Source organism: Ochrobactrum sp. MYb379 (genome assembly GCF_037479515.1).
Classification (GTDB): Bacteria; Pseudomonadota; Alphaproteobacteria; order Rhizobiales; family Rhizobiaceae; genus Brucella.
The window spans coordinates 40,128-52,144 of the sequence record NZ_JBBGYW010000004.1; the positions used below are offsets into that span (position 1 = coordinate 40,128).

Here is a 12,017-nt window from a genome sequence, read left to right on the forward strand (position 1 = left end):
ATGTCATATCGTGTTCTATTTGTATGTCTTGGCTGTGTTGCACTTTCCCTATTTCCCCTTGGCGCTGACGCGTTGGGGCAAACGGCTGCCTCCAGCCTTGTCGCCCGGATTATGATTTATGCGATAGCTGCGGCGAGCCTCAATCTCATCCTTGGTTATGGCGGTATGGTTTCTTTTGGTCATGCGGCTTTTTTCGGGATTGGTTCTTATGTTGTCGGGATTCTCTACTTTCATCATGCGGAAGAAACGCTTCTTTTGGGCTTCATTCCCGGTTCCAACCAATTCCTAATTACAGTTCCCGCCGCAATGCTCGTTGCAGGACTTGCAGCGCTGGTGATTGGAGCACTTGCACTGCGGACTTCAGGTGTGCAGTTTATCATGATCACGCTGGCTTTTGCCCAGATGCTCTTCTTTTTCTTTGTTTCGCTGAAAACCTATGGAGGGGAGGACGGCATTATCGTGCGTCAGGCGAATGATCTTTTTGGTCTTAGTCTGCGCAATAAGACGACGATGTATTATGTCATTCTCGTCTCTATGATCCTGTATTTCTGCTTTCTTTGGCGTGTCGTGCATTCATCATACGGCGCGGTACTTTCTGGCATTCGCCAGAGTGAGCGCCGCATGACGGCGATGGGGATCGAAACTTATCGCTATAAGCTTTATGGCTTCGTGCTGGCCGGAATGGGCGCTGGTCTGGCTGGAGCGCTTCTGACAATCTTCATGCGTTTTGCAAGTCCGGATACGCTACACTGGACAAAGTCTGGTGAGTTGATGGTGATGGTGATTTTGGGTGGCGTCGGAACTTTTTTTGGCCCCATCTGGGGAGCGGCTGCTTTCCTTATAATGCAAACCTATCTGGCCTCCTGGACTGAACACTGGCAGCTTTTTATGGGAATTATTCTGCTGCTCGTGGTTATGGGCACAAGGGGCGGAATGGTCGGCGGCTGGCGCGCGCTTTTCCATAAATCTCGCAAAGACCGCAAAATCGAGGTGTCCTCATGACCGCAATATTGCAGGTCCGCGATCTGGTGAAGCGTTTTGCTGGTTTGGTCGCCACCGATCATGTCTCGCTTGATGTAAGTGAAGGTCATATTCACGCCTTGATCGGTCCAAATGGGGCAGGTAAATCTACACTCATCAACCAGCTTTGCGGTGAACTAATGCCGTCATCAGGGACTATAAACCTGATGGGTGAGGATATAACGAGCCTACCTGCGGCCAAACGTGTGGCACGTGGTCTCGGGCGTACATTTCAGATATCCACGCTTCTCAACGAGATGAGTGTGCGACAAAATATTGCGATGGCTGTGCAAGCAAGGGAAGAGCACAATTTCCGTATTCTGGATTGTCTCAAAAGTCGCGATGCCATCTGGCAAGAGGTTGACGAAATACTTGCATCAAGTCGCTTGTCTCATCACTCAGAAAAACTGGCAGGCGACTTGCCCAGCGGCGGGCGTAAGCAGCTGGAATTATTGATGGCATTGGCTGGAAAGCCTAGGCTTTTGCTCTTGGATGAACCAATGGCTGGCCTCGGTCATGTCGAAACTCAGGAAATGATTGAACTTCTTCAGGGTTTGCGCGGAAAGGTTTCAATGCTGCTTGTTGAGCACGACATGGACGCAGTGTTTGCATTAGCCGACCAGGTTACGGTGCTGGTCTATGGTCGCGTCATTCTTACAGGAACCGTAGAAGATGTCAGGGCCAGCGAAGCTGTGCGCGAGGCTTATCTTGGCGGGGAGGAGGAACTGTGCTGAAAATTGACGGACTTCAATCAGCCTATGGGCATTCACAGGTGCTTTTCGATGTTTCGCTCGAAGTGAATGAGGGCGAATTGGTTACCCTTATGGGTCGCAATGGTATGGGAAAGACTACCACTATACGCACATTGATGGGCTTACTTGCGGCTCAAAAAGGCAGTGTCCAGATTGCAGGTCGAAATACTACGAGTTACACGCCGGAGAAAGTGGCACGGCTCGGTGTAGGTCTTGTTCCCGAGGGGCGGCAGATATTTCCAACCCTTACAGTGAGGGAAAATCTGATTGCAACCGCGTCAAACCGTTGCAAGCGGCAGTCACCTTGGGATCTTGCGAGAATATACAAGCTTTTTCCACGCATGGAGGAACGTGGAAGTCAAACTGCGGGCACACTTTCGGGTGGTGAGCAACAAATGCTGGCGATTGGACGTGCTTTGATGACCAATCCGCATCTTCTTATCCTCGATGAAGCAACAGAAGGTCTTGCTCCTGTCATTCGCACGGAAATTTGGCACTGCATCATGCAATTGCGAGAAATGGGGCAATCCATTCTGTTGATCGACAAAAATATTGCGGTTTTGAAGCGTCTTGCGGATCGACACTATATTGTCGAGAAAGGCCGGACTGTCTGGTGCGGCACGAGTGCTGATCTCGAACGTGATCATGATCAGGTGCATGCCTATGTCGGCATCTGAGAAAATTGTCCTCATTGGCTGGGGCGCTATTGGTCAGCGCGTCGCCGAACTTTTGGCCGAACGGAAAAGTTCGGCAAAAATTGTTGCTGTCGCCGTACGCGATAAAACGATTGCGCGCGACGGTTTGCCAGCGGAAGCTATTCTTATTGAAGACCCTGCTGAACTCGGGTTAATTCATGCAAGTCTTGCAATTGAAGCTGCGGGGCGTGCCAGTGTTTTGCCATGGGGCGAGGCGGCACTTTCTGCTGGTATGGATTTTGTGGTTTCGTCAACATCGTCTTTCGTTGACGATGCGATTTTTCAACGTTTGAACAAAACAGCTACTCGAAATGGCACTAAGCTGATTATTCCGCCCGGTGCATTGGGTGGTGTGGATGCGCTATCGGCAGCGAGCCGGTTATCGATGCAAAGTGTTGAACACCGTATCATCAAACCTGCAAAGGCGTGGGCAGGCACACTCGCTAGTCAACTCTTAAAGCTTGATCAAATCAGTGAAGCTACTGTTTTCTTTAAAGGTAGCGCACGAGATGCGGCTGACGCTTTTCCGCAAAACGCGAATGTCGCTGTTATCACATCTCTTGCGGGAATTGGACTTGATCGAACGCTTGTTACGCTGATTGCAGACCCGACAGCTCATCTTAATACGCATGAGATTATTGCTGAAGGTGACTTTGGTAAGATGCATCTGCGTTTTGAAAACAGTCCGCTCTCAACCAATCCGAAATCGTCTGAAATGACAGCTCTTAACCTCGCTCGGACAATCGAAAACCGAGTTGAGACCACGGTCATTTAGAGTGACCCCAATGACCTCTAAGCGGTTATGGAGTTAAAAATGTTTGAGAACGAGGATGCTATGCATAATTTGGCCGAGGAAGCACATTTTGAGAAAGCACGTCTTGAGCGTGATTACAACGCCAAGGCGACCGTTTCGTCGGAGGAGTTTGCCTCCGAAATACAACGCTACAGAGATGCGAGTATTACCCCGCGTGAAAAATGGGGACGGCATTTTGATGTCGTTTATGACGTGAAAAGCGGACAGCGGATTGATATTTTCGGTCCACAGTCTCCCGCTGCATTAAGCCCAGTATTCGTTTTCGTTCACGGCGGTTATTGGCGCGCTTTGTCCAAGGAAGATTCCGCTATGATGGCTCGAATGCTTGCGGCCGAGGGGATTGCTACGGTTGTTGTTGATTACCGCCTATCGCCTGAAGTGTCGCTCGGCGAAATTACGCGGGAGGTCCGTGCGGCGCTCTCCTTTGTTTGGAGCCATGGGCGTGACTATGGCCTTGACCCAGACCGGATAACGGTCGGCGGAAGTTCAGCCGGTGGTCATCTTGTTGGAGCGCTTCTCGCCAAAGGATGGCACGATGAATTTGGATTGCCGCAAGACGTTATAAAATTCGGAATGCCAGTGAGCGGGTTGTTCGAACTTGCCCCCATCGCAGCAACGTTCCCACAGGAATGGCTCAATCTGAGCTCTGACGATGTTAATCTGCTAAGTCCAATAAGACATATTCCTACAAACGGTTGTCCGATTACAGTGGCATGGTCTGAGGCTGAGCCAGATGGCTTCAAACGCCAGTCACAAGCCTATGCCACGAGCTGGGAAGCGGCAGGTGGAGACGTTCAAATGATCGAGGTCTTTAACCGCAACCATTACAATATCCTGATGGACTGGTGTTTGCTTGAAACCGAAATGTCCCAGGCTTTGCTCGCGGGCATTCGACGTATTTGCTAAGTATTTTGATCTCGACCCAGACCTTGAAAAGCCGTGCTGCATCGCTCGGCTGTAATTTTTGCACAAGCAAAAATGCGGGCTTTCACTCCAATTCATGTAATTATCCTCATGGATATATTGCTCTAATATGAATTGTCGCATGAATTAAAATATTTCATTCTGATTGCAACGACGATCTGGGCGCAGCCCCAATGTAAGCCGAATATAATATCGCAGAGGCCTTCTGATGCAAAAATCTGACGTGCAGCTTTTCATAGGCGGAGAATGGCGTAAAACCGCCAATACACTTCCAATTATAAATCCTGCAGATGAAACGGAGATCGGTCGCGTAGCGGTTGCAGAACGCAAAGACTTGGAGTCTGCTCTTGAGGCGGCCTGGAACGGCTATCAGTCATGGCGTAATTTTGCCCCATCCGCCCGCGCTGCAATCATTATGAAGGCAGCCGCAATTATGCGTGAGAGGCAAGAAGAAATAGCCCACTCAATCACGTTGGAAAACGGGAAGCCAATAGCTGAAGCCCGGCTTGAAGTTATTCGCGGATGTGAGTTTTTCGAATGGGATGCCGGAGAATGTATTCGCTTTTACGGTCGTATTATTCCCAGCGCACCTGGCATTCGTTATATTGTGTTGCACGAACCGATCGGTCCGGTCGCGGCTTTCGCGCCTTGGAATTTCCCAATGAGCCAGCCTGCGCGCAAGATAGCAGGCGCTTTAGCGGCAGGTTGTTCTATTATATTGAAGGCGTCAGAGGAAACGCCGACTGCCGTTACGCATATAGCACGCGCATTTGAGGATGCAGGACTGCCAGCTGGCGTGCTGAATTTGGTCTTTGGGGTTCCGGCGGATATATCGCAGTTCTTGATCCCGCAACCGGAAATTCGTGCAATTGCTTTTACCGGATCAACGGTTGTCGGGAAGCATTTGACCGAGATTGCTGCGCGGCACATGAAACCAGCTCTTATGGAGTTGGGTGGGCACGCTCCCGTGATCGTTTGTGATGATGCCGACCCTGTCGCTGCTGGCATTGCCTCAGCACGAAGGAAGTATCGCAACTCCGGTCAGGTCTGCACCTCACCTACGCGGTTCTTTGTTCACGACAGCCAGTATGAACGCTTTACTTTGGCTTTCGTGGAAACGGCAAAGTCAATTCGTGTCGGAAACGGTATGCAAACGGGAATCAATATGGGGCCTGTCGCAAATGATCGACGTATAGTTGCCTTGGAACAACTGGTCGGTGATGCTGAAAGCAAAGGCAGCAAAGTACTTTTGGGTGGCCAGCGTTTGAAGAACAACGGTTATTTCTTTGCGCCAACGGTGCTGGCAGAACTTCCGGATGATGCACGTGTTATGTCGGAAGAACCTTTTGGCCCAATCGCCTTGATCAATCCGGTGTCTTCTCTGGATGCAGCTATTGAAAAGGCAAACTCTCTTCCATTTGGTTTGGCTGCTTACGGGTTCACCAATTCTGCGCAGAACGTTGATCACTTGATGACCGGACTTGAGGCAGGAAATGTCTCAATCAATACGCTTGAAGCTTCTGTTGCTGAAACGCCATTCGGCGGCATCAAGGACAGCGGGCTTGGCCGCGAAGGCGGATCTGAAGGATTGCATCATTATACTGTCGTGAAAAATGTATCACACCGTTTGGTAGCAAGTTAAAACAATCATTCAAGGCTTTTTTGGAAAAGCTACTCCATGTGCATCATGCCGGTGGTTAGGGTATCTGATTATGCTGCTTCCTGCAAAAGTGTAGCAAAAGCCTCGGCAGGTGTTTTAAATCCAAGACACTTGCACGGTGTTGCATAGAGATTATGGGCGAGGGCGGTCAACTGTGCCTGGCTGACTTGTGTCAGGTCCGTGTTGCTGGGCAAATACCGTCGAATGCGCTTGTTGATGTTGTCGATAGCGCCTTTCTGCCAGGGTGAGTTTGGGTCACAAAACCAGCTTTTAGCTCCCACTCCATCCTCCAAAGCCCGATACGCCATAAACTGGGAACCACGATCAAAGGTAAAACTTCGACGTGTGTGAGGTCAGGCTGAAGCGCGACTTTCGGTTTGAGTTTACGCAAAACGATGTCTGTTTGCGAAGAGTTTCTGCTGAAAGACTTCTGCAGGCGTTTTGTACGCTAAACATTTGCGCGGTGTATTGTTGAGGCGATGACAGATGAATGCGAGGTCTTGATCACTGAGGGTGAGCGGATCAAGGTCTCGTGGGAGCCAGCATCTTGTGCGTCTGTTGGTGTTTTCAACGGTGCCTTTCTGCCTGTGTGATTGCGGATCGCAGAACCATATTTGCGACCCCTATCCCATTCTGCAGATAGGACCACTCTATAAACTCAGTACCACGATCAAACGTAATTGATCGGCGGGCCATTTGGGGCAGGGGCTGGAGTGCTCTAATCACACCTTCCATCAACGGCTTTGATTGACGATCATTATTGCGCAACAAAACCGTGAAGCGGTTCACCCGCTCGACCAGAGACGTTACATGGTTTTGTCGCAAATTTTTGAGTGGGGTATAAGCGGCCTTATCTCTGGACACAGTTATTCAGCGAGCTCCGCAAACACCTCGAATGGCGACCGATTGTCGTTGGCGAATTGCATCTTGCGGATCATATGAGCAACTTCGATGCCGGCGATTGTGGCAGACGCTGAATGAAAGGCTTTGAAGCCTAACATGTGTTTGGTGATCCGCTTGATGAAGCGATGATCCTGTTCAAGGATGTTGTTGAGGTACTTGACCTGTAGGATTTCAATCAGCTTGCCCGTACCAGTGATCTTCAGGATAGTATTTATAGCATGTGCACCAGGCAAATTGGCTCCGCTTTTATCAATAACAATCTTGTTCGGAATGCCATTGCTAGCGATTATCTTTCTAAAGAAACGTCGTGCGGTACCGAAATCTCTACGCTTAGACAGCATAAAATCCAGGGTTTGGCCGTCTCTATCAACAGCACGATATAGATAAGTCCACTTCCCTTTGGCCTTTATATAGGTCTCATCAACACGCCACGAGCCAAGTGTTGGCCGTTTGCGTCTTTGCGCATGAGCAGAAAGCTGGGGTGAGTATCGAACAACCCACCGGTTCAATGTTGCATGGTCAATCTCTACGCCGCGTTCAGCCATTATTTCCTGTAGATCAAGATAGGCAACTGAATAACGCACATAGAAGAAAACTGCATAAAGGATCACACTTTTGGGGAAATGCGTTCCCTTGAAACCGACCATGCTCAATGCCTCACCTCCAAAACAAATAAACCGTACTCTTCGCACAGATCATCTGACATCAAAAGTTTGCGACGAAGCCTTTATGGGCCCGGTGATCCGCATTGGAGAACGTTCTCGCAGCTGCCAAAAGAGGACAAGACTGTTATTGTTCTTCCTGAGAGCAGTTTGGGTTTCTGGACACCGATCCTTGGAAAGTTCTGGAACAAGCAACTGAAAGGTACCTCGATCACTGTTATCGCGGGCGCGGCAGTCATCGAGCCCGATGGCTACGACAATGTCATGGTGGCCAACGATGCGCGAAGCGGGCCTATCCTTTATCACGAGCGGATACCGGTTCCGGTGTCGATGTGGCGTCCATGGGAACACTGGTTTGGTCTGGCCGGAGGCGCTCGTGCAAGTTTCTTTGCGAACTCTGCAGTTGACGTTGCCGGAAAACGCATCGCGCCATTGATCTGCTACGAACAACTGATCCTCTGGCCCATTCTCCAGTCGATGTTGCAGCAGCCGGATGTGATCGTTCCCATGGGGAATGGTTGGTGGACTACCGGCAGCAACATTGTCGCTTTTCAGCGCGCGAGTGCGAAGGCCTGGACTGAGCTTGTTGGTATCCCTCTCGTGATTTCTTTCAACACCTAATCGTTTGGAGAGAAAGATATGGACCTCGCCTTTATCAAGGAATGCGCTGATCCGAGCCTGAAATCGGCCATTGTCGAGCAGTTGGTCATGATGGCCGGTTCGGTTGACCCGCTTGCAATTACTGTCAAATCCGGAGGGCGGCTCGTTCTGATCCCGAAGCCGAAATCGGTAGATGAGGCCATGGATGTGGTGAGAGAACACGTCGGACGTGCGGTTGTTCGCGCCGAAATAACGCAGTTGCCAGTCGGGGTCGGGGTCGGGGTCAAAGAGATTTCCGAACTCAAGACTGATCTTGTTGATCCGTGTGAAAATCTGCGCAAAGGAACAGGCCTGTTCGCCAGGATCCTTCGTATGGTGAGCAAATGTTTGGCAATCCCACGAACCCGGAAGTGTTCCCGCAAGTCTTAGAAGATGCCGTTTACGCTTGGAATACAGGATATTTCGAGGGTCAGGACGTGTTTCAGGCGGAGGATCCAGGCAGGCTAATCCCCGATCAGGATCACAAGGCCAATGGGTTGGAAACTGATCCCGCGAACCTGCCGAGGGTGACCTGACGGATTTAGTTGAGAAAACTATCGGTACAGCAGGGATCAGGATCGTTCTATCGCGGATCGGCGGCCAGAAAAAGGTTCGCGCATCAAGTCCTGATATCAGGGATCGACAATTGCAACATCGAGGTCATCGAGAACGCTGGCGAGACCCGGCGCTCGTATCAGGCTCGTCGCACCGACCGTTTTCAGTTTGCCGACGGACCGGTCGAAAACGGCAAGATTGGTATGTCCATTCAGTCGCGACGGGTAGATGATACCATCAATTCGATCGGTATGGTCATGGAAAGCGACAGCCCACTCGCGCGCGAGAGATTGTCTGGATGACTTCGCCACATCTGTCGGCACACCCATCTTTATCGGACCATCGTCGCGCAGATCGACCATCTTCAGCGGCTCGACGACCTCAATCTGCGCGTATTGTCTGTCGTGGAGTTCGCTCTCTGCGATTGGAAGATCTCCGATCAGTCCGTCGCGCTGGTCCCGTAGCACGGCCTCGAGGAAGCAGACCTTGACGGTATCCCCGAGGTAGAGAATACCGAAGCGATTGTCGGCCTTGCGACGGCGTGGATCACTGAACCTGCTCGGCGTTTTTCCGAAACCAAGCGGATCAGGGTATCGAGCAAGGTAGATGCGGCCAAACCGTGATCCGGGCGCAATGACATGCAGGTGCAGGCTTGATGTTTTGAAGCCAGAAGGCGGCCGTACAATAGTCATTTAGCGGAAATCTCGCCCTATGCTTTCCGCGGCCGCCAGCGCCTGTTCATGCCTACCCTTCTCCATAGCCTCGCGCCCTGTCATGCCATCCAGCTCCCCATGGGGTTGTACGAGAAAGCGATAGACTGCCCATGCACCACCTAGCCGCTCGTGGAGGGCTGGGAGCGCAGCAAACGGCTTCCCGTCGCTATCAAGCTGCCACCCGGGGAAACGATAACCGCGTTTGGCACCATCAAGCCCAAGCACCTGACCGCTTTGGCGTTTGGTGTTGATAGTCACTCGTGATGTTCCGAGAAGGCGAGCGAAGGCGTCGGCGTTGAGCATATCGGCTCGCTCAAGGATCTCCGCTGTTTTCGAGCGGCCGCGTGTCCGAGCTGCCAATAACGCCTCCTCAAGTTCAGCATCAACCGGTTCGCCATCATCTTGCGATACTGTAGCCGTGGCCGGTGCAGCGTCCTCGACCGGGGTTACGATCATCTCCCCTTCAGGATCGACATCGACGCGAAAACTAACTGGATGACCGACGGCCCGACTTTTTGCAATCGCTTGACCGTACTCCTGCAGCAGTGCTTTCATGCGGGCAGTGTTCCCAGACAGCACTTTAGAGGCATTGTCCGGAACCTTGATCTGAAAACCGGTCGCACCCTTCGGAATACCCGCGCCGCCTGTCGTCAGCAGAAATCCGATCGATTGCGCGCCGACTCTATCGCGTCTGCCTGATCCGTTGCCTATGGCCGTCTTGGTTTTTGGAGATGCCATCTGTCTGTTTCCTTGTGGAGACTTAATGTAGTTAACTTGGATAAGTTCGTCAAGTTCGTAAAGAATTGACGCGGTGTGTTGTGCTTAGCGCCGAATAGAAAAACTAACTGGAACGGTGATGAACGGGTTCACGTGCGTCGGAGGTTTTGCGACCGGGGACGCTTGTTCGAGAAGTTCAGGCACTTCAGTATCAAGCTCGCTTATCCCGGATAAACTGATCAGCTTGACGGATGTGACACTTCCGTCTGGAAGAACAAGAAATTGAACGCGCACGCCCCTTCCAATCGACGGGACTGTGCAGCATGGGGATATCGCTTTAGTCGCTCGAGGTGATCAGCCAGTTGTCCAAGCCAACGCTGCTCAGCCCGAACGCCGCGTGCCTCACCTCCCGATCCATATTGTGGTGCCGTGCTCGCAGTCACGATCGTCGTAACCTCTTCGGTCAACGGAGAATCCTGCGACGGCTCATGCTCGACACTCCTCTGTCTCGGCTTTTTGATCTCCTCGACGATCTACGAGGAGGCCTCGGGCTTTTCGCGTTTTGGACGTGTGAGAGGAATTGGAAAGCCTTCCGGCAATTCCGCTTTAGGTTCAAGTTCCGCCACTTTGACTGGTTCGGCAGGCTCGACGGCTTGATCGACTTCGGTGGCTGGCTCTGCGACCTCGACAGACACAGGTTGCCCCTCTGCGCCACGGTTGCAGTTGCGTCCTGCGGTGTCGATTCCGGAACCAGCTTCACCATTATAGCCATGGGTTACGGTTCCGGAGTTGATGTTTCAACCGATTATCCGAAGGCCAAGATCGCGCCTCCAGCTCCCGTGTGAACGAGCAGAGATACGAATAGGGTTGAAAGGGGTAGGAGCGATACTATCCACGCCGAAAGCATCCAAAACCGCTTTCGGATTTTGTAAATACAAGTATAAATATCATACTAATATGGCAGGGGTATAGTCGGACTATGTGGGTCTCGCCGATTGTGATCGAAGCTGGGCATTTGAACCGCTACGGCTGAATCGGCTTTGGTCTCTTTCGGCGAAAATCCTAATAAGAGCCAAGACGCAGTACGCGCTTGGTATGGCCAAGTTGTTTGAGCCTGGCGTTTCCGGTATTGAACTGGCATGAAATCACCCAGATCCTTTCCCTGGGCGAAGGGGTTTCGTTTTCCGGGTGAAATTATTGCCTGCGCTGTCTGGACCTATTATCGATTTGCGTTAAGCACGGCCGATGTGGAAGATCTTCTTGCTGAGCGTGGCGTGTTTGTCAGCCGGAAACCGTTCGCGTCTCGATTAATCGCTTCGGCCGCCATTTTGCCGACTGTATCCGCAAGGGCCGACCACAGCCAAATGACAAAGGGCACATCGAAGAGGTCGTCATCATCATCGGCGGAAAGAAGTTCTGACTTTGGCGGGCAATTGATGCAGACGGCGATGTTCTTGACATTCTGGTTCAAACTTGTCGTAACACTAAGGTTGCCAAACGGTTTTTCCCAGACTGGTGAAGCAATTCGGTCAACCACGTGTGGTCGTGACGGATAAGCTGCGCAGTTCCATTAAGCCGATATAAAACCTTTCACCAGATGCGGACCACCGAGCCCATAAAGGCTTGAATAACGCCATCGAAGTCTCGCATAGGCCAACGCGAAAACGCGAGAAGATATTTGGCCGGTTCAAGTCAGCGCGACATGCGCAAAGGTTCCTTGTCGCTCATGATCAGATCAACCTGATTTTCCATTCGCGTCGCCATAAACTCAGAGCACGTGCTTACCGCCAAGCAAATAATGGTGCATTTGCATTATGGCATGACTACACCGCTGAAATGACCGAATGAGCAAAAGCTTAAAGCGTTCCTGCGGCCTACATCGAACAACCTGGCAATACCTCGTGAACTTTATTGGCAAGTTCTAATAGGCTCTTGCGGCGCCAATGCATATAAAGTACGGGCG

12 protein-coding genes and 4 pseudogenes are annotated in these 12,017 nt (G+C 51.4%); 9 read left to right on the forward strand and 7 right to left on the reverse strand.

Annotated elements, in window-relative coordinates:
- The 6 genes from WH356_RS10130 (at position 1) to WH356_RS10155 (ending at position 5,847) form a co-directional block, all read left to right on the forward strand.
- A complete protein-coding gene (locus WH356_RS10130) occupies positions 1–1,002 on the forward strand; it encodes a branched-chain amino acid ABC transporter permease (protein ID WP_339510399.1) in 1,002 nt (333 codons plus the stop codon).
- Positions 999–1,754, forward strand: coding sequence for an ABC transporter ATP-binding protein (locus WH356_RS10135; RefSeq protein WP_339510401.1), 756 nt, complete (start codon positions 999–1,001; stop codon positions 1,752–1,754). The genes WH356_RS10130 and WH356_RS10135 overlap by 4 nt, the downstream gene beginning before the upstream one ends.
- Positions 1,748–2,449 carry an ABC transporter ATP-binding protein gene (locus WH356_RS10140; RefSeq protein WP_339510403.1) on the forward strand — a complete coding sequence of 234 codons (702 nt, stop codon included), beginning with the start codon at positions 1,748–1,750 and terminating at the stop codon, positions 2,447–2,449. Before WH356_RS10135 ends, WH356_RS10140 begins: the two co-directional genes overlap by 7 nt.
- Complete coding sequence (locus WH356_RS10145) at positions 2,436–3,242, forward strand: aspartate dehydrogenase (RefSeq protein WP_339510405.1); 807 nt, start codon at positions 2,436–2,438, stop codon at positions 3,240–3,242. Before WH356_RS10140 ends, WH356_RS10145 begins: the two co-directional genes overlap by 14 nt.
- A 39-nt stretch (positions 3,243–3,281) precedes the next feature.
- Positions 3,282–4,187, forward strand: a complete 906-nt coding sequence (locus WH356_RS10150) for an alpha/beta hydrolase (RefSeq protein WP_339510407.1) — start codon at positions 3,282–3,284, stop codon at positions 4,185–4,187.
- A 226-nt stretch (positions 4,188–4,413) separates the two neighbouring features.
- Positions 4,414–5,847 carry an NAD-dependent succinate-semialdehyde dehydrogenase gene (locus tag WH356_RS10155; RefSeq protein WP_339510409.1) on the forward strand — a complete coding sequence of 478 codons (1,434 nt, stop codon included), beginning with the start codon at positions 4,414–4,416 and terminating at the stop codon, positions 5,845–5,847.
- Between the two features lie 68 nt (positions 5,848–5,915).
- On the opposite strand, the pseudogene WH356_RS10160 reads toward WH356_RS10155, so the two are convergent.
- The 3 genes and pseudogenes from WH356_RS10160 to WH356_RS10170 form a co-directional block, all read right to left on the reverse strand.
- Positions 5,916–6,209: pseudogene (locus WH356_RS10160) on the reverse strand (IS30 family transposase); the annotation flags it as partial.
- A gap of 39 nt (positions 6,210–6,248) precedes the next feature.
- A pseudogene (locus WH356_RS10165) lies at positions 6,249–6,696 on the reverse strand (IS30 family transposase); the annotation flags it as partial.
- A gap of 35 nt (positions 6,697–6,731) precedes the next feature.
- Entirely contained in the window at positions 6,732–7,415 is a 684-nt protein-coding gene (locus tag WH356_RS10170) for an IS6 family transposase (protein WP_339510411.1), read from the reverse strand.
- Between WH356_RS10170 and WH356_RS10175 the strand changes: the two genes are divergently transcribed.
- Both WH356_RS10175 and WH356_RS10180 read left to right on the forward strand, forming a co-directional pair.
- Positions 7,392–8,051: a nitrilase-related carbon-nitrogen hydrolase gene (locus tag WH356_RS10175; protein WP_339510413.1), complete on the forward strand. Its 660-nt coding sequence runs from the start codon at positions 7,392–7,394 to the stop codon at positions 8,049–8,051. The two genes, WH356_RS10170 and WH356_RS10175, sit on opposite strands and share 24 nt — an antisense overlap.
- Before the next feature lie 18 nt (positions 8,052–8,069).
- Positions 8,070–8,673: pseudogene (locus tag WH356_RS10180) on the forward strand (TraH family protein); the annotation flags it as partial.
- 28 nt (positions 8,674–8,701) lie between these two features.
- Here WH356_RS10180 and WH356_RS10185 read toward each other — a convergent pair.
- The 4 genes from WH356_RS10185 to WH356_RS10195 form a co-directional block, all read right to left on the reverse strand.
- Positions 8,702–9,316: an RES family NAD+ phosphorylase gene (locus tag WH356_RS10185; RefSeq protein WP_339510415.1), complete on the reverse strand. Its 615-nt coding sequence runs from the start codon at positions 9,314–9,316 to the stop codon at positions 8,702–8,704.
- Positions 9,317–9,892 (reverse strand): XRE family transcriptional regulator, encoded by a 576-nt coding sequence (locus tag WH356_RS10190; protein ID WP_339510417.1) that lies wholly within the window; start codon positions 9,890–9,892, stop codon positions 9,317–9,319.
- A 267-nt stretch (positions 9,893–10,159) separates the two neighbouring features.
- The gene (locus WH356_RS24045; RefSeq protein ID WP_445253650.1) at positions 10,160–10,348 is read right to left on the reverse strand and encodes an energy transducer TonB family protein; all 189 of its coding nucleotides are present in this window, start codon (positions 10,346–10,348) and stop codon (positions 10,160–10,162) included.
- 239 nt (positions 10,349–10,587) lie between these two features.
- Positions 10,588–10,749, reverse strand: a complete 162-nt coding sequence (locus tag WH356_RS10195; RefSeq protein ID WP_339510419.1) for a hypothetical protein — start codon at positions 10,747–10,749, stop codon at positions 10,588–10,590.
- Positions 10,750–11,193: 444 nt separating this feature from the next.
- Here WH356_RS10195 and WH356_RS10200 point away from each other — a divergent pair.
- A pseudogene (locus WH356_RS10200) lies at positions 11,194–11,902 on the forward strand (IS6 family transposase).
- Positions 11,903–12,017: the final 115 nt, after the last annotated feature.

Coding starts and splice junctions, on each gene's coding strand:
- WH356_RS10150 (WP_339510407.1), top strand. CDS start 3,282: ATGTTTGAGAACGAGGATGCTATGCATAATTTGGCCGAGGAAGCACAT.
- WH356_RS10190 (WP_339510417.1), bottom strand. CDS start 9,892: ATGAAAGCACTGCTGCAGGAGTACGGTCAAGCGATTGCAAAAAGTCGG.
- WH356_RS10185 (WP_339510415.1), bottom strand. CDS start 9,316: ATGACTATTGTACGGCCGCCTTCTGGCTTCAAAACATCAAGCCTGCAC.
- WH356_RS10170 (WP_339510411.1), bottom strand. CDS start 7,415: ATGGTCGGTTTCAAGGGAACGCATTTCCCCAAAAGTGTGATCCTTTAT.
- WH356_RS10175 (WP_339510413.1), top strand. CDS start 7,392: ATGCGTTCCCTTGAAACCGACCATGCTCAATGCCTCACCTCCAAAACA.
- WH356_RS10155 (WP_339510409.1), top strand. CDS start 4,414: ATGCAAAAATCTGACGTGCAGCTTTTCATAGGCGGAGAATGGCGTAAA.
- WH356_RS10135 (WP_339510401.1), top strand. CDS start 999: ATGACCGCAATATTGCAGGTCCGCGATCTGGTGAAGCGTTTTGCTGGT.
- WH356_RS10130 (WP_339510399.1), top strand. CDS start 1: ATGTCATATCGTGTTCTATTTGTATGTCTTGGCTGTGTTGCACTTTCC.
- WH356_RS10145 (WP_339510405.1), top strand. CDS start 2,436: ATGTCGGCATCTGAGAAAATTGTCCTCATTGGCTGGGGCGCTATTGGT.